Raw genomic sequence first — 22,513 nt, forward strand, 5'->3', positions numbered from 1 at the left:
CGGTGAAAGAAATTTTTAAAAATGATTGGCAGGAAATTTTGGAAGAGGAGTTTGAAAAGGACTACTACAAGGACCTAAGAAAACTTTTAATCGAAGAGTACAAACATTATGAAATTTTTCCAAAGGCTCAAGATATTTTTAACGCCTTTCACTACACAGCCTACAAGGACGTCAAGGTTTTAATCTTGGGACAAGATCCCTACCACAATGTGGGTCAGGCCCATGGACTTGCCTTCTCTGTCAAAGAAGGCGTGGCAATACCACCTTCACTAAGAAATATTTATAAGGAACTTAAGTCTGACTTGGGACTTGAAATTCCAAGGACAGGTTACTTAAAAGCTTGGGCAGACCAGGGGATAATGCTCCTCAACACAACCCTAACAGTTAGGGCCCACCAACCCATGAGTCATTCAAAGATTGGTTGGGAGATTTTTACTAACGCAGTCATAGAAAAAATTAGCGAGAAGGAAGAACCGGTAGTTTTTATACTCTGGGGCAACCATGCCAAGGCCCGCAAAAAATTTATAAAGCCTGGTAACCACTTAATCATAGAAGGAGTTCATCCATCACCCCTTTCTGCATCAAGAGGATTTTTTGGTTCAAGGCCCTTCTCAAGAGCCAACGAATTTTTAAAAAATAATGGAGTCACACCTCCAACTTGGGAAGTTAAATAGAAAATACTTAAGCAAGGAAAATTTATTTCTTTGCTTTTTTTATTGGAATTAAAGTTACTCCACAAAAAATTTTTTATATCTTTGCTATAATGTAGTAGAGGTGAATTATGGAGTATTTAAAAACAAATTATTCAGATATAAAGGAAGTCATGATAGGTAAGGTGCCTGCAATAATAATTGAGCCCAAGGAAGAAACTAACAAGACTCTAGTTTTTTATCACGGCTGGGGATCAGATAATGAAAGGCAAATCTTTAGGGGAAATATTTTTGCCTCATATGGTTATAGGGTTGTTCTTCCTGAAGCAAGATACCATGGCGAGAGAAATGTAGAAAAGCTTGACCACGGGGACAAGGATCTAGAAGGTAAATATATTTTAAAAGTCATTATGCACAATATCGAGGAAGCACCTTCCATCTTTAACTACATTGAAGAAAATTATCCGGGAAATGAAATCGCAGTGGGTGGTCACTCCATGGGAGCCATAACTGCTGGAGGTCTTTATGCCTTTAAGAAGGACCTTAAGATGGCATTTATCTTCAATGGAATAAATAATTGGGAAGAGCTAGTTCGTGGAGTAAATGAACTTAAGAACCAAGACAAGATTGACGAGAGAGAATTTAGGATTAACGAATTCTTCTTAGACATGAACCCAATGGACAGTCCAGAAGCCTTTAATGATAGACCTCTTGTTCTTTATAATGGAGAAGACGACGACGTAATTGATCCAAGTGGACAAGAATCCTTTGTAAAAGAAGTTGAAAAAGTTTATGAAGACAAGAAACTCTTGGACTTCAAACTTTTTGAAATGACTGGCCACCAAGTGACAACACAAATGCTTGAAGAGGCTATAAAGTTTTCAAAGGAACTTGCAGGATTTTAATTTAGCCTTGATAAACTTAATGGAATTTAATAAGCAAGAGAAGACTTCTCATTTGAAGTCTTTTTTTATTTTTAAAATCTCTAGTCTTGTGGATAAATAAAAATAAAAAATATAAATTAAGTTGTGGATATCTATTAAAAAGTATAAAAAAGCCCACAAATGTAGATAAAAAAATAAAATTGTGGATAAAAATTTTAGATTTGTAAAAATTTGTAAAAAAAAAGAAGGCCTAAGCCTTCCTTAATATTATTATTCAACAGGTTCGAAGTCTGATTTTTCAGCTCCACAAAGTGGGCAAACCCAATCTTCTGGAAGATTTTCAAATGCAGTACCAGCTTCAACGCCGTTATCTTCGTCGCCTACTTCAGGATCATAGATATATCCGCAAAGTGTACATTCATATTTTTTCATATTATTTTTCCTCCTAATAAAATTTATGCTTTTTGCAAGCTTAATAACATTATAACAAATTGCTAAATATAATACAGTAAAATTTTAAAATTAATCTATGTCAAGCTTTTGGGGTTTAAAGGGGAGATCTATTGGGTATTTTCTTAATAGATGGAGTGAGAATTATGGATACTTTATATAGATTTAAGGGTTTTGTTAATAGCGATTTATCTCTAATAAAGAGCTTTTTGGATTCAGCCATTATGGATTTAAATCCCTATATTACTGACCAAGAAAAATTATTTGATATAAAAGTTATTTTAAATGAACTTGTCATAAATGGAGCAGTCCATGGCAATCAAGAAGACCTTAACAAGAAGGTCTGTTTAAAGTTAGTCTTAAAGGACGACTCTTTAAAAATTATTGTCTCTGACGAGGGAAGGGGCGTCGACCATGACACTTCCTTGTATGATTGCGGAGAAAAAAAGTGTAATGGCAGAGGTCTATTAATTGTTGAGGCTCTAACAGACCAGCTTATTTTAAATCAAAATGAAGTAATTGCAATTAAAAATCTTTGAAGACCTGGCGACTTATAAGTTTATACATAATTTGTTAAGACCATAGTTTATAAGTTTTTTAAAAATTTTAATTTATAGAAATATTAGAAATCCCTAGGGGTTTCTTTTTTTTATGCTCTTAAAGGACAAACTAAATCCAATAAAAAATGGCTGCCGATAGGACAGCCATAAATTATTTTTATTGAAGAGCCTTTAGAACTTTTACAAGATGGTCGTAAACTCTCTTAGTTGAAGAAATTGAAAGAGTTTCCTTTTGTGTGTGAGCTCCAACAGTGTCTGGCCCAATGGAGATAATATCAAGGTCGCTATTCTTCTTGTAGAAGACACCACATTCAAGTCCACCGTGAGTGAACTCTTCTTCCATTTCCTTGCCAGTGATTTCCTTGTAGATCTTCTTTACGATTTCTCTAAAGTCAGATTCTTTTCTGTACTCCCATTCTGGATAAGGGTTGATGAATTCTGCTTGGCAGCCATATTTTTCAACTATATCCAAGTAAATCTTTCCAAATTCTTCAGAAAGTGAAGAGGATGCAAATCTTAGTGAAACGAAAACTTCTACTGCGTCATCAACTTTTTTTGCTATTGCAAGGTTTGATGATGATTCAAGAACTTTCTTAGCTTCATTTATGAAAGTGTGTGGGCCAGTTGGAAGTTCTAACAAATAGTTTGCAAGTTTCTTTGTATCATCAGCAGTTAAAACTTTTCCATCGTGAGAAGTTTCTTTGCATTCAATAACAAGTTCTCCTGCCACGTCTTTGAATTTTTCTTTTACAAATTCGATAGCTTCTTTAAGAGCTTTTTCATCTGCTACAAGAACAAGTTTACCTTCTCTTGGGATGGCATTTTGTTTTGTTCCACAGTTGATGTCTATTAATTTTGCACCATCGATCTTATTAAGGATTTCAGCTATTACCTTAATCATGTTGCCTCTGTTGTTGGCAATTTCCATACCAGAGTGGCCACCGAGGAAGCCATGAAGGTGAAGGTCAAAAACCTTGCCAGAGTAAGCTTCTTCATTAAAGACAAATTTTGACTTTAGAAGTTTTCCACCTGCAGATGAAACTGTAAGGACACCTTCTTCTTCTGAGTCAATGTTGATTAGGTACTTGCCTTCAAGATATTTTGCTTCAAGGTCCTTTGCACCGTGCATGTCAGTTTCTTCTGATACAGTTACGATTATCTTTAATGGACCGTGTTCTTCTTCTGCAAGAGCCATTGCCATAGCAACACCTATTCCGTTGTCTGCTCCAAGAGTTGTGTCGTTAGCGTGAAGAGAATCGCCATCAACAATAAGTTCGATTGGGTCAGTTTCAAAATTGTGTTTTGAGTCCTTGCCCTTTTCACAAACCATGTCCATGTGACCTTGTAGGATAACCTTAGGTCTATCTTCCATGCCCTTTGTAGCAGGCACTTCCATAATAATGTTTAGGCTGTCATCTTGTACGACTTTGTAGCCTTTTTCTTCTCCAAACTTCTTTAGGAAGTCAGAAACTCCCTTTTCGTTACCAGATTCTCTAGGAATTTGTGATAACATTTCAAAATAATCAAAAACTTTTTTTGGTTCTAAATTCATTTTAACCTCACTTTATAATAACCTTGTGGTAAACTTTTTTACCCTTTCTAATAATAATTTCTCCGTCCTTGAAGTTGTCCTTTGTGATTTCAAGTTTAGGATCAGTTACTTTTTCATCATCAATGGAAACTCCGCCTTGAGTGATAAGTCTTCTACCTTCAGAGTTTGTCTTGATAAGTCCAAGCTCTGTCATAAGGTTTAGGATACCCACAGGTTCGTCAAACTTTGCAGCTTCAAATTCAGTTGCAGGTATGTCTTCTGATGCCTTGTCGCCACCAAATAGGGAGTGAGATGCATCAAGAGCAGCTTTAGCAGCTTCTTCTCCGTGAACGTCTTTTACAACTTCGTAAGCAAGAACTTCTTTTGCCTTATTTATTTCAGCGCCTTCTAATTTTTCGTATTCAGCAATCTTATCAAGTGGAAGCATAGTTAGAAGCTTCATGAACTTAATAACATCCCTGTCGTCACAGTTTCTTAGGTATTGGAACATTTCATAAGGTGTAGTCTTTTCTGGATCAAGCCAAATTGCTCCAGCCATAGTCTTACCCATCTTGATTCCAGCTGCAGTAGTAAGAAGTTTAAAAGTCATGGCATAAACCTTGTCACCTTCAAGCTTTCTAACAAGTTCATAACCACCAAGTATGTTGGACCATTGGTCAGATCCACCAACTTCTAGCTTACAACCATGCTTCCTGTATAGGTATAGGTAGTCGTAGGATTGCATAAGCATGTAAGAAAATTCGAAGAAAGTAAGTCCTTGTTCCATCCTGTTCTTGTAGCAATCAAATTGTAGCATCCTGTTAACAGAGAAGTGGATACCAATTTCTCTTACAAACTCTAGGAAGTTTAACTTAGTTAACCAGTCAGCGTTGTTTTCAATGTAGCCCTTGCCATCAGAAAAATCTAAGAAGCTAGAAATTTGTTCCTTAAATCTTCTTGCGTTGTAGTCAATTGTTTCCCTGTTCATAAGAGATCTCATGTCGGACTTGCCTGATGGGTCACCAATAGTTGTAGTTCCACCACCAAGTAGAGCTATAGGCACGTGACCAGCATTTTGCATGTGTTGCATAACCCTAATTTGGATAAAGTGTCCAAGAGTTAGAGAGTCAGCAGTTGCATCAAAACCAATGTAAAAAGGAACTGATTCCTTGCCAAGCATTTCTCTTAGCTCGTCTTCGTAAGTGCATTGGTCTAAGTAACCTCTCTCGCTTAAAATATCGAATACATTTTCCATAAATTCCTCCAAAAAAATAAAAAGAGCCCCGTGAACGAAAGGACGCATTCGTGGTACCACCTTTCTTCGCCGAGGCCTCAAAAATCAATAGACTCCAATATTGTAATTCAGCTTTCGCTTACTGTATATCTTCAACGTCTTATATTTATACTATTTATGTTATAATAATCGAAAATAAAATAAAAGTCAATGGTGATGAGATGCTAGGTATAGATATAGTAGAAATTTCTAGAATAAAAAAACTAATGAATGAAAATGAAAATTTTCTTCGCAAGGTTTTTAATGAAGATGAGATAGAAAGAATTAAAAAAAGAAAAAAACCCTACGAGAGGGCAGGGGGAATTTTTGCTGCCAAGGAAGCAGTGGCAAAGGCCCTTGGAACTGGAATCGGAAAAATTTCTTTCAAGGACATAAAAATAAAATACAAGGGAGATGCCCCTTACGCAGAAGTCTTTGATATGAAATTTGATTTATCTATTAGTCACGAAAGAACCTATGCAGTGGCTGTTGCAAAGTTTGATGGAGAAAACTTTATGAAAAAAAATTATGAAGAAGAAATAATTTTAGATGAAGAAATAAAATCTCTTTGGAAGGACAGGGACGACTTTGGCCACAAGGGAGACTTTGGAAAAATTGCAATCATAGGTGGGTCTATGGGTATGACTGGATCATCTTACCTTGCATCAAATGCTGCTCTAAAGGCAGGCGCAGGACTTGTCTACAATATCGTCCCAAGAGAAATATTTGACATAATGTCTATAAAATTCATTGAGCCCATAGCAAAGACCTTTGACGACCTAGAAGACATGGAAAAATTCCTTGAAGGGATTGATGCCGTAGGCATGGGACCAGGTATGGGACTAGGAGCTTATGGGCAAGAAGTTTTTGAAAAAATAATAAAAATAGAAAAAAATCTTTTAATAGATGCCGACGGCCTAAATATTTTGTCAAAAAATTTGAGTTTATTAAGAGAGAGAAAAGACTTCACGACAATTTTAACGCCACATGAGGGAGAGTTTGCAAGGTTAACAGGACTATCTCTGGATGAGATTAAAAACAATCGCAATACAGTTGCAGAAGAATTTGCAAAAAAATATAAGGTCATCCTAGTCCTAAAGGGTCACGAAACTCTTGTCACAGATGGAGAGAGAACTTACACAAATAGGACAGGCAACTCTGGCATGGCAACAGGAGGATCAGGAGACGTCTTGACAGGAATAATCTCTGCCCTAATGAAAAATTACAACTTGTTTGACGCCGCAAGGCTTGGAGTTTATATTCACGGACTCTCAGGAGACATCTACGCAAGAAAAAATTCCAAGACCAGCCTAAGAGCAAGAGACTTAATAGAAAATCTAAGCGCAGTCTTTAAACTTTTTGAAGAAAAGTAAGGCAACTTATAAGTAAAAAAGTCAAAAAAATTTTCGATTAGTGTATATAATAAGAAGAAATGTGATAGAATGTTATAAAGATTGCTCATAGATCAATCTTTAATTCTCTCTTACCTTTAAAAGGTGAAAAATTATGATGATAAAAAGAGGGGACATATTCTATGCCGACCTGTCGCCAGTTATTGGATCAGAACAGGGAGGGGTTAGGCCCGTAGTTGTTGTTCAAAATGACATTGGAAACAAATATTCGCCTACTTTAATCGTAGCTGCAATTACATCTCAACTTAACAAGGCGAAGTTACCAACCCATGTTAATGTGAAAGCTAAAGACGTTCCGTTGCCCAAGAATTCTGTAATTCTTTTGGAGCAACTGAGGACAATCGACAAAAAAAGGTTGAGAGAGAAGATCGGTAAATTCGACAAGGATGTCATAGGAGAGATTGACGCAGCAATAAAAGTTAGCTTGGCGATAAAGTAATTGGGCAACATACATATTGACTATCTCGTAAGAGGTAGTCTTTTTTTGTAGAAATTTAAAATTTATTCTTGCGAGCTTCTTGCAAATTAATTATAAAATTTATTTTTATAAAACATAAATAATAGAAAAGCTCTTGTCTATGTGATAAACTTATTAGCGGAGAGATTTATGAATAAAGTAAAAATTTTTGGAGTTGAAATTTTTAACATTGATAACTCGGAGTGCGAAAATATTTTAAGGGACTTCCTAAAGGGGAATTCGCTTAAAAAAATTTACACGCCAAATACTGAAATCGTAATGGCAGCTAAGAGGGACGAAGATCTTAAGAAGCTTGTCAACTCAGGCGACTTAGTCCTTGCTGATGGGATTGGTCTTATCTACGCATCAAGACTTAGGAAGAAGCCTTTGAAGGAAAGGGTCACAGGTTTTGACACTTCTATTCAGCTACTTGAACTTGCTGACGAGATGGGACTTAACTTATATTTTTTAGGTGGCAAGGAAGGTGTTGCAAGAGATGCAGCAGCTGCTGTCAATGAAAAGTATAAGAATCTAAAGGTTGCAGGTTTTCACAATGGATATTTCAATTCCAAGCTAGATGGCGAGAAGTCTAGCACTGAAGAAGAAATAATTAAAGAAATAAATTCCAAGGACATTGACATTGTCTTTGTAGGCTTTGGTTTTCCTCGTCAAGAAAAGTGGATTGACGCATGGAAGGATGAAATTAATGCCAAGGTCATTATTGGAAATGGTGGAGTCCTAGATATTTTATCGGGCAGGGCAAATAGGGCCCCAGATATTTTTATAAAGCTTGGTCTTGAGTGGCTCTATAGGCTTTTAAAAAATCCATCTAGGATTAAGAGGCAAATTGATTTGCCAAAGTTTTTGTTGGCGGTAATGAGAGATAAAAATTCAGTTGAGTGAGGAGAGTAATTTTGAATATCGAAAATAAAGCAGTTAATACTTTGAGAATGCTATCTGTTGATCAAATTGAAAATGCAAATTCAGGTCACCCAGGTCTACCCCTTGGTGCTGCACCAATGGCCTATGCTCTTTTTAAGAATCATCTAGTGAGAGATTCTAAGGATTTGAATTGGAAGAATAGGGATAGGTTTGTCCTTTCTGCAGGACATGGATCTGCTCTTTTGTATTCACTTTTCTACTTATTTGACTATGGTCTAAGTCTTGATGACTTAAAGAACTTTAGACAACTTGACTCGAAAACACCAGGCCATCCAGAGTACGGTCACACTAGGGGTGTTGAAGCAACTACTGGACCTCTTGGCCAAGGGATTGCCATGGCAGTTGGTATGGCTATTGCAGAAGAAAAACTTGCAGCCATTTACAACAAGGATGACTTGAAACTTGTTGACCACTATACTTATGCCCTAGTTGGTGATGGATGTTTAATGGAAGGAATTTCCAACGAAGCATCGTCACTAGCTGGCACACTTAAATTAGATAAACTAATCGTTCTTTACGATTCAAATAAAATTTCTATCGAAGGATCAACTGACCTTGCCTTCTCAGAAAATGTTTGTGACAGGTACAAGGCTCTTGGTTGGGACACTTTTGTAGTTCGTGATGGAAATGACTTAGATGAAATCAATGCAGCAATTGAAGATGCAAAAAAATCTGACAAGCCTGCACTTATTGAAGTTAAGACAAAAATTGGCTACGGATCACCTAGAGAAGACTCTGCAAAGGCTCACGGCGAACCTCTTGGCAAGGAAGACAGAAAGTCGACTCGTGAATTCTTTGGGCTTCCTGATGAAGACTTTTATGTTGATGAAGATGTGAAAGCCCACTTCCAAAAAATTGTTGAAGAAAACACTGCAAGGGTTAATGAAAAGAAAAAAATCGAAGAAGAATATGCAAAAAAATATCCTAAGGAATATGAGGATTATCTTGCTGCCTTTAACTTAGAAAAGAAGGAACTCTTAGAAGACTCCTACTACGATTCCTTTGATAAGGACATGGCAACTCGTGCAATCTCTGGCGAAGTTTTAAATAAGATTGCCAAGGACAATATCCACATCTTTGGTGGCTCAGCTGACCTTGGTCCATCAAACAAGACTATGCTAAAGGGAGAAGAATATTTCTCAGCTGACAATAGACTTGGAAGGAATATAACTTTTGGTGTTCGTGAAAATGCCATGGGTGCAATCACAAATGGAATCCTTCTTCATGGGGGCCTAAGGACTTATGCATCAACTTTCTTGGTTTTCAGTGACTACTTAAAGCCAACAATTAGACTTGCAGCCCTTATGAACCTCCCAAATGTCTACATCTTCACTCACGACTCAATTGGAGTTGGAGAAGATGGACCTACTCATCAACCAATTGAACATCTTGCAATGTTAAGGTCCATTCCAGGAATTGTTGTAATAAGACCTGCTGATGGACGTGAAACTGCAGCATCACTTAACCTTGCCTTCAATTCAAAGAACACACCTTTTGTACTTGCCCTATCAAGACAAAATCTTCCACAACTTGAAAATTCTTCAAGGGATATCTACAGGGGTGCTTATATAATCAAGAAGGAAGAGGGAGAACTTGAAAAAATTGTAATCGCTACAGGTTCAGAAGTTTCTCTTGCTCTTGAAGCAGCAGAAGGACTCAAGGGAGTTCGTGTGGTTTCAATGCCTTCTATGGAAATGTTTGATGCTCAATCCTCTGACTACAAGGAAGAAATTCTTCCATCAAATATCACTAAGAGGATTTCACTTGAAGCTCTTTCATCCTTTGGCTGGCACAAGTACATTGGCATGAAAGGTATGGCAATTTCCATTGATACCTTTGGAGCAAGTGGAAAGGGAGCTGAAGTCTTTGAAAGATTTGGTTTCACTAAAGAAAACATTAGAAGAAAAATTCAAGAATTTTAATAAAATATGAAAGAGGAGGGCGACCTCCTTTTTTAATTTAAATTTTTATTTGCATTTAATAATTAATTTTGAAAAACTTATTAAGAGCTTAAAATTATTTTTTAAATCTCATAAATAATTAAGATTTATTTTTATGAAATACAAAAATTATGAGATGGGAGGGAAAAATGAAACTTATAAAAGAAAAGAAATGGGCAATAGTATTTTCACTTTTTGCCATGCTCTTGTGGGGCTCTGCTATACCCCTAATAAAGACAACTTACATCCACGCCAACATCATGCCAGATGACACAGGTGGAAAAATTTTAATAGCAGGGATTAGGTTATTCATGGCAGGGATCTTAACCTTTATCTACTTTGGACTTTTTAATAAGGAAGAAGTTAAAAAAGAAAATATAAATATAAAACTCATCTTGGTCTTGGCACTTTTGCAAACTTGCCTCCAGTATATGTTTTACTATATTGGACTATCCAACACACTAGGTTCTCTTGCAGCAGTTATCCAGGCATCCAACGCCTTTATTACAGTTGTGATTTCTGTCCTTTTAATTAGGGAAGAGAAGTTTACCAAGAGGAAGCTAGGAGCTCTTCTAGTTGGGTCTATTGGTATTTTAATAATAAACCTAAGGGGAGGGGGAGGCTTTCACTTTAAGTTAAGTGGCGAAGGCTTTGTCCTTATAGCTACAACTTTTAATGCCCTTTCCAGTGTCCTCATAAGAAAGTATGGAAGAAATTTAAATGGCTTTCTCTTAACTGCATCACAATTTGCACTTGGAGCAACGCCACTAATAATTATTGGAGCCATCACTCACAAGTCCAATGTGAACTTTGACTTTCTTCTATTCTTAATGCTATCTTATGGAGCCTTTATATCTGCAACAGCTTTTACAATTTGGACCTTTGTCCTTCAGACTCACAGCGCAAGCGAGTTTGGAATTTATAAATTATTTATTCCAATCTTTGGAACAATTTTATCCATATTGGTCCTTGGCGAGGCTCTAACAATAAATATTGTCTTGGGACTTATCTTTGTCCTAGCAGGAGCAATAATCTTAAACAAAAAATAAATTTAAAGGGGGCCAAGAGCCCTCTTTTTTATTTCAATTCAATGCAAAAGTAAAAGTATAAATGTTATAATGAAGTCGGGAGTGGTATTTTGAAAATTAAAAAAAATCACGCAATAATTTTATTTTTGTTATTTATATTTTTAGGATTTATATATATTAACCATAAAAATTTTTCTAAGGACAGGACCATAGTAAGACTTAAGGGAGTAAGTGTTAATGAACCTATAGAGGACTTTAGCCTTGCATCTAAGTCTGTCTTTTTGTGGGCTGATCCAGTTTTATATATAACAGACAGGGAAGGAAATATTGTAAAGAAGATCCAAAGGGAAGATGAAAACATTGAGGCCTTCTTTGCCAACAACTATGCCTTCTTGTATGAAAAGGACCTTGGTAAGGTTCACATGTATTCAGAGATGGGCGAGCTCCTTTCCACAATAGATGTTAAGGGCGACATCTTTAATATAAGTTATGAGAATGCAAATATAATTTTCCACGTTGTGGATGAGAAGAATGAAATTTTATACTTAATGGGAAACGACTCAAGTCTTACTGAAATCTACAGGACTGGCAATCAAATCTTGGCCCACGATGTCCTTGACGAGAAAAATCTTTCTGTTGCAGAAATAAAAAATGAAACAACAGGCTACTCTTCTCTTATTTATAATCTAAACAAGGGAGAAAAAACTAGCCAGGCCTTAAACCACGAAGTTGTCATGTACTTAAAGAGAGACAAGAGGTCAGTCTTGGCTCTTACAGACAAAACTATTTATAGGTTTATGAATTCTGGGAAAAAATATGAGGACAGGGTACCAAATATCTCTGACATTTTAGTGGAAGGCAAGAAGACCTACCTTCTTCACTCAGGAATTATCACAGAATACAATTACATCTTAAAGCCAGGCAAGAAAAAAATAATTGCAGCTAATGTAAATAAGATGGAAAATATTTCTGGCTCAATTTATGTCTATGGACCAAGTGATGTTGGTGGAGAAATTGGAAATCCAGGAGAATTTTACACAAGACTTGGCTACTCCCTAGACAAGATTAAGATCAACGGACTTTTGATTGGGGCCTTGAGAAATGGCGACCTAAGTCTTTATTCCGTTGTGAACACAAACACAATAAGAGAAGATGATAACAAGATAGAGACAACTTATAAAGAGGTGTAAAAGTGAACATAGAAAAAAACACAGATGCTGTTGCAAGTGAAGCGGACCAGGCTCTGAGATCAACTTTTAGAGGTCTTGAATCCTGGGAGAGACTCCTTGTAGTTGCCCTTGTAGTTATTGGAACTTTTGTAATTTTAAAAATAATAGATTCCTTTATTGGAAGACAATTAAATTCAGAAAAGATAAAAGAAAAGGGATCCTACAACAGGATTGTAACTGTTACAAACTTAATCAGGCGCATCATCAAGGTAGTCTTAATTTTTATTGGAGTTACCATAGTTATGAGCGTCTTTAACATTTCTATTGCGCCAATTATTGCAACTCTTGGTGTGTTTTCGCTGGCAATAGGTGTTGGTGCCCAAAGTCTTGTTAAGGACTTTATCAATGGTTTTTTTATAATTTTTGAAGACCAATATTCTGTTGGTGATCTAGTTCAAATCGGCGACATCGAAGGAGTTGTTGAGTACTTGGGACTTAGGGTCACAAAAATTCGTGACTTTGACAAGATTCTTCACGTCATTCCCAACAGCAACATTTCAATTATTTCCAACAAGGAAAGGGCAAACATCAGGACAAAAATTGAATTTTACCTAGACAATTCTTGCGACCCAGACTTTGTGGAAGAAAAAATTAAGGCAGCTATAGAAAAGTATAGGGACCATGAGGACATGGTTATAGGACCAAACTTGTGGGGAGTTACTGAAAATGGAAGAGATGCCTACAAGATGGCCCTTGTCTATTACACAAGGCAGGGCAGACAATACGACCTTGAGTTTGCTCTTAGGTCCGAGATTTTAAAAACAATGCAGAGAGAAAATATTAAGTCTCCTATGGTTAGGAATAAGTTTATAAAAGGAGAAGATGATCATGCTTTACTATGAACTTGGCGATATAGTGACCCTAAAGAAGGGACACCCATGTGGTGAAAACAAGTGGGAAATAGCAAGAAAGGGCGCCGACATGAAATTAAAGTGCTTGGGCTGTGACAGAGTTGTTTGGATGAGCCGCATGGATTTTGAAAAGAGAGTTAGAAAAATTTTAGAAGGAGATAAATTTATAAGTATTGTCCATCATAAAAAAGAAGGTGAGTAGAATGGACGTGAAAGAAGTTTACGAAGCCAGAGAAAGACTAAGGGGTCATATCAAGGAAACTCCTGTAGTCTATGCACCAAACCTTGGAGAAGACATCTATCTAAAGGTTGAAGTCCTACAAGACACTGGATCTTTTAAACTTAGGGGAGCCTACAACAAGATTGCAACCCTATCAGATGAAGAGGCAGAAAGAGGAGTTGTAGCTTGCTCAGCAGGAAACCATGCCCAAGGTGTTGCCAAGTCAGCTAGCGAGAGAGGGATTAAGTCTGTTATCTGCATGCCATATCACGCGCCCCTATCCAAGGTCAAGGCAACAAGAAATTATGGAGCAGAAGTAGAACTTGTTAAAGATTCCTTTGACGATGCAGCAGCCTTTGCAAAAAAATTATCTGAAGAAGAAGGCTACACTTTTATTGCGCCCTTTGATGATGAAAAAATTATCGCAGGTCAGGGTACAGTTGGACTAGAAATCTTAGAAGAGCTTCCAGATGCTGACATAATAGTTGTACCAATTGGCGGTGGTGGTCTTATATCTGGAGTTGCCCTTGCAGCAAAGTCTATTAAGCCAGACATAAAGATAATTGGAGTTCAAACAAAAATTTCTCCATCAATGTATGAATCTATTAAGGAAGGTAAAATCTTAACAGTTAAGGGTGGATCAACAATTGCTGATGGAATTGCAGTTAAGACTCCAGGAGAAATTACATACGAGATGGTAAAGGAATATGTAGACGACATAGTTCTTGTAACTGAAGGAGAAATTTCTTCTGCAATCTTAACCCTTCTTGAGGACAACAAAATCATTACGGAAGGAGCAGCTGCATCCACAGTTGCAGCCCTTATGTATAGGAAGTTCAACCACAAGGGCAAAAAAGTTTGCTGCGTCCTATCTGGTGGAAACATCGACGTCACTCGAGTTTCAAAGGTTATTGAAAAGGGACTTTATAAGACCAACAGGCGAATGGAACTTAGGATTAAGTTAGATGATCAACCAGGACAACTCACTAAGATATCAGGACTTCTTGAAGAGCAAGGAGCCAACATAGTTCAAATTTATCAAAACGTAGACCTAGTTGGAGAAACAATAGACTCCATGATCGTCAGCATTATTATTGACACCAAGGACAAGGATCACCAAGGTCAAATCTTAACAGCCTTAAATCAAAACTCCTATGTTTACAAGGCGAGATACAACGACGCCCAATTTTAATTTGCTTTTATATAAGCGTAAAAATTTTTGAAATTAAAATCAAAATAAATTTAATACTTTAAAATAAAAATTGAGAGGCATAAACCTCTCTTTTTTGTTGACAAAATTAGGATGTAACTCACACAAAAATAAAAAAGTAGATGAAAGATTTTTTATTTATTATAATTGAAGTCGGAGGGATTATGTTAAATTCAGATAAAATCGCAAGACTTGCTAGTTACGCTCTCATCTACGAGGTATCCTTAAGTCCCAAGCCAGGACTTGTTAGCCTAATAGATGTGGGAGCCCATGACGACATGGACTACATGGACTTCTTAAAGTCATCCCTAGTCCTCTACGACTACTTCAAGATTTCTTATGAGCTTGGAGAAAAATCTAAGGGAGAGGACTTCTTGGAGCTTAGAGAGTACGGAAAGCTTTACGAAGACAAGATGAAGGCAGTAACTGGTGGAGCCAACACCCACAAGGGAATTATTTTTTCTCTTGGCCTTATGGTTTATGCAAGTGCAATAGAAATGAAAAAAGAAAACTTTTCTTTTGAGAAGGTAATTAACCGAGTGGCTTACCTAAATCGTGGCATAAGTGACGAATTAAAAGTTGTAAAGGCCCAGACTCATGGCGAAAAAAATTATAAAAAATATGGACTAAAGGGAATAAGGGAAGAGGCTGAAGAAGGTTTTGAGAAGGCCCTTATGGGACTTGACTTCTTAAAGGAGGCCGAGAAGAAGACAAATTTTGACTACGCCCTCACTGGCACCCTATTTTATTTCATGTCCCTTATCGAGGATTCAAACATAATCAAAAGAGGAGGGCTTGAGGGTCTAGAATTTTTAAAAGAAACTTCCAGTCGTGTCCTTGAAAATAAATTGTACGAAAATGAAGATGGAATGAAAGAAATCCAAAAAATAAATGAAGAGTACAAGAGGAGAAACCTAAGCCCAGGTGGCTGTGCTGACTTTTTGATTCTAACCTTGTATTTTTATCTCTTGGAGGGAAACATTGATTGATTATAGACAAGTTATGAAATTTGAAAAGAAGAATGTTGAGAATTTCTTGAAAGACTTTGACATAAACTATGAGAGGGACGTGGACTACACTTTTGTGGCACTTGACGGCGACAAAATTATTGGAACTGGATCTTGTGCGGGCAGGGTCCTAAAGTGCTTTGCCATTGACCCAGCTTATCAAGGCATGGGGATCACCAATGCAATAATCACAAGGCTCCTTGACCACCAATACGAAATTGGCAACAGGCATCTCTTCATCTTTACAAAGCCAAAAAACATTAAGATCTTTACAGACTTTGGCTTCTCTCTAGTCGAAGAGACAGAAGATGTTGCCCTCTTAGACAATAAGATAGAAGAACTTCACAAACTCTTAAAAAATATTGAAGACCAGAGGGAGTCTGGCGCAATTGTTATTAACGCAAACCCTATGACCAAGGGTCATCTCTATTTAATTAACGAAGCTAGAAAACAAACTGACCTCTTACACATCTTTATGGTGGAGGAGGACGGGTCCACCTTCCCTTACGACTTTAGGTACAAGATTGTGAAGGAAGAGTTGGAAAAGTATGAGGACGTCATTGTCCATCCTGGCAACGACTATATTATTTCAAAAAACACCTTCCCAACATATTTTTATAAGGACGAAAAAACAATCCTAAAGGCCTATTCAGAACTTGACACAAAAATCTTTGGAAGATACTTTGCAAAAGCCTTAAATATAAAAAAAAGATTTGTGGGAAGCGAAGACAGGGATGTTGTTACAAAAAATTACAACGAGACCATGGAGAGAATCTTGCCAGAATATGGCCTAGAGGTCGTAGAAATTCCAAGGACAAGTCTGGACAATGAAATAATTTCTGCCTCAAAAGTTAGGGCCCTTTTAAAGGAAAGAAAATTTGAAGAAGCTTATAGATTTTTGCCAGAAGCAACGATAAAAGCCCTTAAGTCAGAAGAAGGACAGAGGATAATAAATGATAGACTCTAAGATACTTGCCATGAATAGGATGTTGGAAGCCAAGGAAAAAAGATATTACAAGATCAAGGACCTGACAGAAATCTACAAGGCCCCAGTCCTTTCCTTTATGTTAAACATTCCTGGCGAAGACAAAAACTTTGAAGAAGCAGTAAGCTTTCACAAAAAATATGTAGATAAGATTAAAAATATTTTGGAAGAAAATAAAATAAAAATTTTATTTGAAGACTATCAAAATTTAGTCACAGGCATGGAGTACCTTGCTGTCCTTGATGGCGATGGATGTGTTATAAAAAAACTCATGATGGAAGTTGAAGAAGAATCCATGGGAGGAAGACTCCTTGACATCGACATCTACGACAAGGACTTCTCACAAATTTCAAGATCATCCTTGGGACTTCCAGAGAGGAAGTGCATAATTTGTGGCGACACAGCAAGGACCTGCATCAAGGAAGAAAGACACAACTTAAAGGAACTTGAAGAGAGAGTAAGAGAAATTATTAAAGAAACAATGGAATAGACCTTAAAAAATTTTTGAAATTTTGCTAAATAATCTTGCAAGAAATCATAAAAAAGTCCCCAAGAAGAAATAAATTCTTGGGGATTATTTTTATTTGTAGTCGCCTCTGAAATGAGTTGTTCCAACAAAGTAGAAAGTCCTCTTACTTTTGTCAACATTTTTTGCGTGGTCGCCAAGACGAAGCTGAAGATCTAAATATTTAAATTTTGGATTCATCATGTTGTCACGATGGCCAGGTGAATTCCACCACAAATCATATAGAGTCTTTGCCATGAACTTTTCATCAGTTAAAAATTTTCGAGTCTTAGGTGCAATATTTCCATTACTAGAAGAATTGATAATCTCAACAAGATTTTCACCGTGAGTAGTTGTAGAAATTTGAGGCTCAAGATAATCTAAAGAAGTTTGCCATGGTCGACCATCTAAGCGTCGGTGAAATTTTCCATTTACATCAATAGATCCATTTGCTACAAGCTCTTCAGAACGAATTGATGCACCCTTAGTTAAATCATCAGCCCATTCAAGTGGATCACACCCCAAGTTTTGTCTGTCAGCATTAATTAACTTTAAAAATTCTTGATGGAACAAGTCGTGGTTAAAAGTTACTCCCTTGTTAAAGGAATCTATATTTCCAATCTCACTATCAACAGCTGCCTTTTTGTTATCGGCGTTTTCTATTTTAATTTCTTTAGAAAGTTCTGCAGCTTTTTCTTTCTTGTTGTCTGGAGCCTTGGATTCAATCTTATTGATATCATCTGACATGGCGTTATAGACCATTGTAAAGACGTGACCACGAGGAGCAAATTTATTTGGCTCGGGGTTTTCAATCCCACTATTAGGTCCAATTATCCCCATGGAATTTGCCCAAGCTATCCAAGATGATGGCCAAGTAGATTCCTTCACGTCAGCAGGTGTTAGGTCCATCTTACTTGCTGCAACTAAAATTTTTAAAATCTCAGCGTAAGTGATTTGATTAGAAGGCTTGAAGGATCCATCGGGGTATCCAACAATAGCAGAGATGCCCTGTGGATTTTTTATTTGGCTGGCGTTTTCAACATAAAACTTTGCCCAATGACCCTTGCCCACATCATTAAAACTTTGCTGGTCATTTTTTTCAATAAGCTCGCCCTTTATTTTTGTAAGAATTACAGCAATTTCAGCACGAGTGATGGGCTTATCTAGTCCAAGACTGCCATCAGGATAACCAGTAATGATTCCAGCTTTTTGCAAGGTCTCAATTTTTTCGTTATTGTCACTCATACCCTTTGCCAAAAGAGCGCTAGGAGTTAAAAGACAAGAAGCCAATAAAAGAACAAATAAAAACCTACTAAACTTTTTCATAAAAACCTCCTTAATAAGTAAAAAATTAAAACTTGATAGACAAAAAAGTCTGATCAAATTGTCGTAGATGAAAATATTTATTAATTATAGTATAAGACATTTACAAATAATTTTACAGGTTAAAGTAAAGAATTCTGTAACTAAATATCTACTAAAAAGCTAAGTAGAAAACTCTCACTATCTTGTGTGCCATAGTCAAATTATATACCTAGACTTGAATTTTAATATTAGTCTTATAGATAATACTTTGATAGAATTCCAGTAGAGGTGATAATTTTGGAAAAAATTAAAATGCAAAATCCTATTGTTGATATGGACGGAGATGAGATGACAAGAGTCATCTGGAAAGATATAAAAAAAGAATTACTTGAGCCCTACATTGATTTGAAGCTTGACTACTATGACCTTTCAATGGAAAACAGAAATGATACTGATGATGAGGTCACACTTGATTCTGCTAAGGCTGTTGAGAAATACAAGGTTGGTGTAAAGTGCGCAACTATTACAGCAAATGAAGATAGGGTAAAAGAGTTTAACTTAAAGAAAATTTATCCATCGCCAAATGCAACTATAAGGGCCTACCTTGATGGGGTTATGTTTAGGGAGCCAATTACATTCGATTGCTTAGACATCTTAATACCAACGTGGAAAGAGCCAATTGCAATAGCAAGGCATTCCTTTGGGGACATTTATGTTTCAAAGTCCTTTAGCTTGAAGAAAGGAGAAGAATTAAATGTTTCGATTAATGGAGAAAATAAATATTCATATAAACCAGATTACGATGCAATATTTTTAACCCAATATAATAAGGTTGATTCAATAAAATATTTTGCCCATGAGTGCTTTAAATATGCTATTGAAAAAAAGATGAATTTAATTTTTTCAACTAAAGACACTGTTGTTCCAGGATACGATTCTGTTTTTAAAGAAATATTCAATGACACTTTTGAAGAATATAGAAAAGATTTTGATAAGAATGGAATAAATTATAATTATTATTTAATAGATAATGCCATAGCACAAATAATGAAATCAAGAGGTAACATTCTTTGGGCACTAAAAAATTATGATGGAGATGTAATGAGTGATATGATCTCAGCAGTTTATGGTTCACTATCACTGATGGAATCATCAATAATAGGAAATGGAACTTATCTTTATGAAGCAGCACATGGAACAGTAACCGACCATTACAGAAGATATCAAGAAGGAGAAATAACATCAACAAACTCAGTTGCATTAATTTTTACTTGGGCATCAGGTCTTGAAAGAAGAGGTCAACTTGATGGAAATAAAGAATTAGAAGAATTTGGAGTAAAATTAAAAAAGGCTGTTAGAGATACGATAGAAAATGGTTTTATAACTGGTGATTTAATATCAAGCTATAATAAAGAAGATTATGTAAAGGTAAATTATTTAGAATTTATTCATAAAGTTAGAGAGTTTTTGGATAAGTCTCTATAATATATAAGTGAAGGAGCAAGTTTGACTTGCTCCTATTTTGTTAATTAGATATTTGCTTCCTAGAATATTACTTGTGGAAATAAAATAATTTATGAAAGAAGAATAATTAGGATTAAAGAAACTATTGTTAGAGTAGATAACTTACGAATTAATAAATAAAAAAAGCTATTATAAAAAATTGTAGAAAAAAAGTCGGCAATAAGCCGACTTTTTAAGTTTAGTTTTATAGGTGTATAATTCCAAATATTAGACCAGCTATAACCATTAAAACGGATATAGGGTATAGGTATTTGAAAGAAAATTTTATGTGATCTTTTAGATCTAAGTCTTCAACAAGTCCAAGTGCAAGGTAAGTTGCAGGAACAAGTGGAGAGATCATAAGTGATACGTTTTTTCCTATTAACATAGCCATTGCTGTGTTGATTCCTTCTACACCAAAAGCTTTTCCAACTTCAATAATTGGTGGCATTAGTCCAAAGAAATAAGCATCGGTGCCAACTAACATTCCCATTGGAAGTGCTAAGAAACCAAAGATTAAGTGAGTAAACCTACCAAGTGCACTTGGAATAATATTAGTAAGGGTAATTGCCATTGCTTCGATCATTCCAGTTCCATCCATTATACCAACCATAATACCTGCTGATAAAATTGTTGCAGAAATAGTTAATGCAGATGCAGCGTGCTCCTTAATCTTTTCATTTTGTGCTTTAAGGTTAGGGTAGTTAATGCAAAGAGCAAGAGATAGACCAATCATAAATACATAGTAAGATTGTAGGACATCAACCATTAAAAGACCAATTACAGCGATTGTTAAAATAATATTTAATGGAAGAAGTTTTTTTAATCTAGAATCAAGCTCTTCTTTAGTTTTTTTAACTACTGAAGAGTCAATCTTTAATGTTGTGCCTGCTCCTCTCTTTTTCTCGATAGATCCAAGGATAACAGCAAGAGTAACAGTAGCAACTATACCGAAAATTTGAATTGGTATTAACTTTAACCATAAACCTGTTGCATCAACACCGAGAACTGTAGCAGCTCTTGCAACAGGTCCACCCCATGGTAAAAGGTTCATAACACCCATTGCACAAGCGGTTAAGCATAGTAAAACTTGTGGTCTAATCCCCATTCTCTTGTATATTGGGTACATTGTTGGAATAGTAATAAGTACAGTTGTAGCAGTAGCACCATCAAGGTGAGCTATTATACCTATTATTCCTGTTGCAATTGTGATTGCAATTACATTTTCTCCAGCCATAGCAACAAGTTTATCTACTATTACATCAAATACTCCAACATCACTCATAATGCAGAAGAATATAATTGAGAAAATAAATAAAATTGAGTTGTTGGAAACGGTCTTCATACCTGCGCCAATCATTTCTTTAAGATCAGCAATACTAGTTCCAATTAAAAGAGCAGCTAAACTTGGTACTAAGATAAGAACAACGATTGGACTCATTTTTCCTTTTAGTAGCAGTACAATAATTGCAAGAACTAATAAAAAACCTACTAATGATAACATAATTTACCTCCTGTTATGTAATTGACATAAAGTCTTCATATATATAAGATATTATCATACTAAAGAGGCTATATAACAAATATGAATTAAAAATATGTCATATAGATTTCAACTATGGGAGTGAAATATGAACGATAAAGAATTGCTTTACATAAAAAAAATAGCTGATACAAAATCAATCTCTAAAGCTGCTGAAGAACTTTTTATTGCCCAACCAAGTCTTAGTCAAGCTCTGCAAAGAATAGAAAAAGAATTGGGTACTCATCTTTTTATTCGTGAACCAAGGGGGATGAAGTTGACCTATGCTGGAGAGAAATATTATCTCATGGCAAAGGAAATTTTAGATATTTACAGTGATTTTAAATCTGAAATAACTCATATCAATGAACTGAAATCAGGTAGACTTGTAATTGGTATTGCAAGATATATGGGGATGAATATTCTTCCTAAAGTCCTTCCTGAATTCAATAAAAAATATCCCAACGTTGAACTTATTGTAATGGAAAGAAACACAAAAACTCTTGAGGAATTGGTTTTAAGTGGTGATGTTGACTTTGCCTTAACCCACGTTCACAAGAAGGACTTAAATGAAAAGATTCAATATAAAATTTTGAGGGAGGATCATTTTGTTTTAGTGACTCAAAAAAATTATTTAAAGAATTTTAATGGAGTAGTAATGAAGGATGGAGAAAAATTTATTGACTTGAGAGATTTAAAAGATGAGATCTTCATTAATCTTGATGCCAACCAAGGAATAAGAAAGGTTCAAAACAGAATCTATAATTCTTGCAACATAGACCCTAAGGTTGTTACTACAACGAAAAACTTTGAAACTGCTAAGAGACTAGCTGCTAAAGGTCTGGGTCTTACAATTCTTCCAAGAGATTATTTAAATATTTTTACAGAAGATAGGGACTATGACATCTACAACCTCTTAGGTACAGAGGAAAATTCTTGGTTTACTTCTATCTTAACTATTCCAGATATTTATACATCGCAAGCAAGCAAAGTATTTTTAGAAGAAGTTAATAAATTCTTGGAAGAAGAAAAATTAAATTTTTAAAAAT

The 22,513-nt window shown here is 35.8% G+C and carries 22 protein-coding genes; 17 read left to right on the forward strand and 5 right to left on the reverse strand.

From position 1 onward, the window contains the following. Positions 1-2 precede the first annotated feature (2 nt). Positions 3-674 carry a uracil-DNA glycosylase gene (locus ACWPVO_RS00470; RefSeq protein WP_454205821.1) on the forward strand — a complete coding sequence of 224 codons (672 nt, stop codon included), beginning with the start codon at positions 3-5 and terminating at the stop codon, positions 672-674. A gap of 107 nt (positions 675-781) precedes the next feature. After that, on the forward strand, positions 782-1,555 hold the full coding sequence (locus ACWPVO_RS00475) for a prolyl oligopeptidase family serine peptidase (protein WP_454205823.1): 774 nt from the start codon (positions 782-784) through the stop codon (positions 1,553-1,555). Between the two features lie 249 nt (positions 1,556-1,804). Here ACWPVO_RS00475 and rd read toward each other — a convergent pair whose 3' ends face one another. Beyond that, positions 1,805-1,966: a rubredoxin gene (gene rd / locus ACWPVO_RS00480; RefSeq protein WP_005957017.1), complete on the reverse strand. Its 162-nt coding sequence runs from the start codon at positions 1,964-1,966 to the stop codon at positions 1,805-1,807. A gap of 164 nt (positions 1,967-2,130) precedes the next feature. On the opposite strand from rd, the gene ACWPVO_RS00485 reads away from it, so the two are divergent. Further along, entirely contained in the window at positions 2,131-2,523 is a 393-nt protein-coding gene (locus ACWPVO_RS00485; RefSeq protein ID WP_040541653.1) for an ATP-binding protein, read from the forward strand. A 178-nt stretch (positions 2,524-2,701) separates the two neighbouring features. Here ACWPVO_RS00485 and pepD read toward each other — a convergent pair whose 3' ends face one another. Then, the gene (gene pepD / locus ACWPVO_RS00490; protein ID WP_454205826.1) at positions 2,702-4,096 is read right to left on the reverse strand and encodes a beta-Ala-His dipeptidase; all 1,395 of its coding nucleotides are present in this window, start codon (positions 4,094-4,096) and stop codon (positions 2,702-2,704) included. A 7-nt stretch (positions 4,097-4,103) separates the two neighbouring features. Then, entirely contained in the window at positions 4,104-5,330 is a 1,227-nt protein-coding gene (gene tyrS / locus ACWPVO_RS00495; protein WP_282924849.1) for a tyrosine--tRNA ligase, read from the reverse strand. 200 nt (positions 5,331-5,530) lie between these two features. On the opposite strand from tyrS, the gene ACWPVO_RS00500 reads away from it, so the two are divergent. The 12 genes from ACWPVO_RS00500 to citX all read left to right on the forward strand — a co-directional run bounded on the left by ACWPVO_RS00500 (position 5,531) and on the right by citX (position 17,119). Continuing rightward, positions 5,531-6,721 (forward strand): NAD(P)H-hydrate dehydratase, encoded by a 1,191-nt coding sequence (locus ACWPVO_RS00500; RefSeq protein WP_454205828.1) that lies wholly within the window; start codon positions 5,531-5,533, stop codon positions 6,719-6,721. Positions 6,722-6,854: 133 nt separating this feature from the next. After that, complete coding sequence (locus ACWPVO_RS00505) at positions 6,855-7,199, forward strand: type II toxin-antitoxin system PemK/MazF family toxin (RefSeq protein WP_005956990.1); 345 nt, start codon at positions 6,855-6,857, stop codon at positions 7,197-7,199. 168 nt (positions 7,200-7,367) lie between these two features. Further along, complete coding sequence (locus ACWPVO_RS00510; protein ID WP_454205831.1) at positions 7,368-8,120, forward strand: WecB/TagA/CpsF family glycosyltransferase; 753 nt, start codon at positions 7,368-7,370, stop codon at positions 8,118-8,120. A gap of 11 nt (positions 8,121-8,131) precedes the next feature. Further along, positions 8,132-10,081: a transketolase gene (gene tkt, locus ACWPVO_RS00515; RefSeq protein ID WP_454205833.1), complete on the forward strand. Its 1,950-nt coding sequence runs from the start codon at positions 8,132-8,134 to the stop codon at positions 10,079-10,081. A 167-nt stretch (positions 10,082-10,248) separates the two neighbouring features. After that, positions 10,249-11,148 (forward strand): DMT family transporter, encoded by a 900-nt coding sequence (locus ACWPVO_RS00520; RefSeq protein ID WP_454205835.1) that lies wholly within the window; start codon positions 10,249-10,251, stop codon positions 11,146-11,148. Positions 11,149-11,237: 89 nt separating this feature from the next. Further along, positions 11,238-12,317, forward strand: a complete 1,080-nt coding sequence (locus ACWPVO_RS00525; RefSeq protein ID WP_454205837.1) for a hypothetical protein — start codon at positions 11,238-11,240, stop codon at positions 12,315-12,317. Positions 12,318-12,319: 2 nt separating this feature from the next. Then, the gene (locus tag ACWPVO_RS00530) at positions 12,320-13,198 is read left to right on the forward strand and encodes a mechanosensitive ion channel family protein (protein WP_454205839.1); all 879 of its coding nucleotides are present in this window, start codon (positions 12,320-12,322) and stop codon (positions 13,196-13,198) included. Then, positions 13,185-13,409, forward strand: coding sequence for a DUF951 domain-containing protein (locus ACWPVO_RS00535; protein ID WP_195444746.1), 225 nt, complete (start codon positions 13,185-13,187; stop codon positions 13,407-13,409). Before ACWPVO_RS00530 ends, ACWPVO_RS00535 begins: the two co-directional genes overlap by 14 nt. A gap of 1 nt (position 13,410) precedes the next feature. Next, positions 13,411-14,619 (forward strand): threonine ammonia-lyase, encoded by a 1,209-nt coding sequence (gene ilvA / locus ACWPVO_RS00540; protein ID WP_454205841.1) that lies wholly within the window; start codon positions 13,411-13,413, stop codon positions 14,617-14,619. A 182-nt stretch (positions 14,620-14,801) separates the two neighbouring features. Then, the gene (locus ACWPVO_RS00545; protein ID WP_454205843.1) at positions 14,802-15,626 is read left to right on the forward strand and encodes a triphosphoribosyl-dephospho-CoA synthase; all 825 of its coding nucleotides are present in this window, start codon (positions 14,802-14,804) and stop codon (positions 15,624-15,626) included. Further along, the gene (gene citC / locus ACWPVO_RS00550; protein WP_454205845.1) at positions 15,619-16,611 is read left to right on the forward strand and encodes a [citrate (pro-3S)-lyase] ligase; all 993 of its coding nucleotides are present in this window, start codon (positions 15,619-15,621) and stop codon (positions 16,609-16,611) included. Before ACWPVO_RS00545 ends, citC begins: the two co-directional genes overlap by 8 nt. Then, complete coding sequence (gene citX, locus ACWPVO_RS00555; protein ID WP_454205847.1) at positions 16,598-17,119, forward strand: citrate lyase holo-[acyl-carrier protein] synthase; 522 nt, start codon at positions 16,598-16,600, stop codon at positions 17,117-17,119. The genes citC and citX overlap by 14 nt, the downstream gene beginning before the upstream one ends. A 90-nt stretch (positions 17,120-17,209) precedes the next feature. Here citX and ACWPVO_RS00560 read toward each other — a convergent pair whose 3' ends face one another. Continuing rightward, the gene (locus tag ACWPVO_RS00560; protein WP_454205849.1) at positions 17,210-18,460 is read right to left on the reverse strand and encodes a CAP and S-layer homology domain-containing protein; all 1,251 of its coding nucleotides are present in this window, start codon (positions 18,458-18,460) and stop codon (positions 17,210-17,212) included. Between the two features lie 276 nt (positions 18,461-18,736). Here ACWPVO_RS00560 and ACWPVO_RS00565 point away from each other — a divergent pair, with 276 nt between their 5' ends. After that, positions 18,737-19,924: an NADP-dependent isocitrate dehydrogenase gene (locus ACWPVO_RS00565; RefSeq protein ID WP_454205851.1), complete on the forward strand. Its 1,188-nt coding sequence runs from the start codon at positions 18,737-18,739 to the stop codon at positions 19,922-19,924. Positions 19,925-20,147: 223 nt separating this feature from the next. Here ACWPVO_RS00565 and ACWPVO_RS00570 read toward each other — a convergent pair whose 3' ends face one another. Continuing rightward, complete coding sequence (locus ACWPVO_RS00570) at positions 20,148-21,446, reverse strand: CitMHS family transporter (RefSeq protein WP_454205853.1); 1,299 nt, start codon at positions 21,444-21,446, stop codon at positions 20,148-20,150. Between the two features lie 127 nt (positions 21,447-21,573). Between ACWPVO_RS00570 and ACWPVO_RS00575 the strand changes: the two genes are divergently transcribed. Beyond that, positions 21,574-22,509, forward strand: a complete 936-nt coding sequence (locus tag ACWPVO_RS00575) for a LysR family transcriptional regulator (RefSeq protein WP_454205855.1) — start codon at positions 21,574-21,576, stop codon at positions 22,507-22,509. Positions 22,510-22,513 lie beyond the last annotated feature (4 nt).

The organism is Peptoniphilus sp. Marseille-Q6390, assembly GCF_965119475.1.

What these genes read in the sequence shown, in the direction of transcription:
- ACWPVO_RS00505 (WP_005956990.1), top strand. Translation starts at nt 6,855, where the DNA reads ATGATGATAAAAAGAGGGGACATATTCTATGCCGACCTGTCGCCAGTT.
- ACWPVO_RS00570 (WP_454205853.1), bottom strand. Translation starts at nt 21,446, where the DNA reads ATGTTATCATTAGTAGGTTTTTTATTAGTTCTTGCAATTATTGTACTG.
- ACWPVO_RS00500 (WP_454205828.1), top strand. Translation starts at nt 5,531, where the DNA reads ATGCTAGGTATAGATATAGTAGAAATTTCTAGAATAAAAAAACTAATG.
- ilvA (WP_454205841.1), top strand. Translation starts at nt 13,411, where the DNA reads ATGGACGTGAAAGAAGTTTACGAAGCCAGAGAAAGACTAAGGGGTCAT.
- citX (WP_454205847.1), top strand. Translation starts at nt 16,598, where the DNA reads ATGATAGACTCTAAGATACTTGCCATGAATAGGATGTTGGAAGCCAAG.
- ACWPVO_RS00545 (WP_454205843.1), top strand. Translation starts at nt 14,802, where the DNA reads ATGTTAAATTCAGATAAAATCGCAAGACTTGCTAGTTACGCTCTCATC.
- ACWPVO_RS00520 (WP_454205835.1), top strand. Translation starts at nt 10,249, where the DNA reads ATGAAACTTATAAAAGAAAAGAAATGGGCAATAGTATTTTCACTTTTT.
- ACWPVO_RS00475 (WP_454205823.1), top strand. Translation starts at nt 782, where the DNA reads ATGGAGTATTTAAAAACAAATTATTCAGATATAAAGGAAGTCATGATA.
- ACWPVO_RS00510 (WP_454205831.1), top strand. Translation starts at nt 7,368, where the DNA reads ATGAATAAAGTAAAAATTTTTGGAGTTGAAATTTTTAACATTGATAAC.
- rd (WP_005957017.1), bottom strand. Translation starts at nt 1,966, where the DNA reads ATGAAAAAATATGAATGTACACTTTGCGGATATATCTATGATCCTGAA.
- pepD (WP_454205826.1), bottom strand. Translation starts at nt 4,096, where the DNA reads ATGAATTTAGAACCAAAAAAAGTTTTTGATTATTTTGAAATGTTATCA.
- ACWPVO_RS00575 (WP_454205855.1), top strand. Translation starts at nt 21,574, where the DNA reads ATGAACGATAAAGAATTGCTTTACATAAAAAAAATAGCTGATACAAAA.
- ACWPVO_RS00485 (WP_040541653.1), top strand. Translation starts at nt 2,131, where the DNA reads ATGGATACTTTATATAGATTTAAGGGTTTTGTTAATAGCGATTTATCT.
- ACWPVO_RS00535 (WP_195444746.1), top strand. Translation starts at nt 13,185, where the DNA reads ATGCTTTACTATGAACTTGGCGATATAGTGACCCTAAAGAAGGGACAC.
- tyrS (WP_282924849.1), bottom strand. Translation starts at nt 5,330, where the DNA reads ATGGAAAATGTATTCGATATTTTAAGCGAGAGAGGTTACTTAGACCAA.
- ACWPVO_RS00560 (WP_454205849.1), bottom strand. Translation starts at nt 18,460, where the DNA reads ATGAAAAAGTTTAGTAGGTTTTTATTTGTTCTTTTATTGGCTTCTTGT.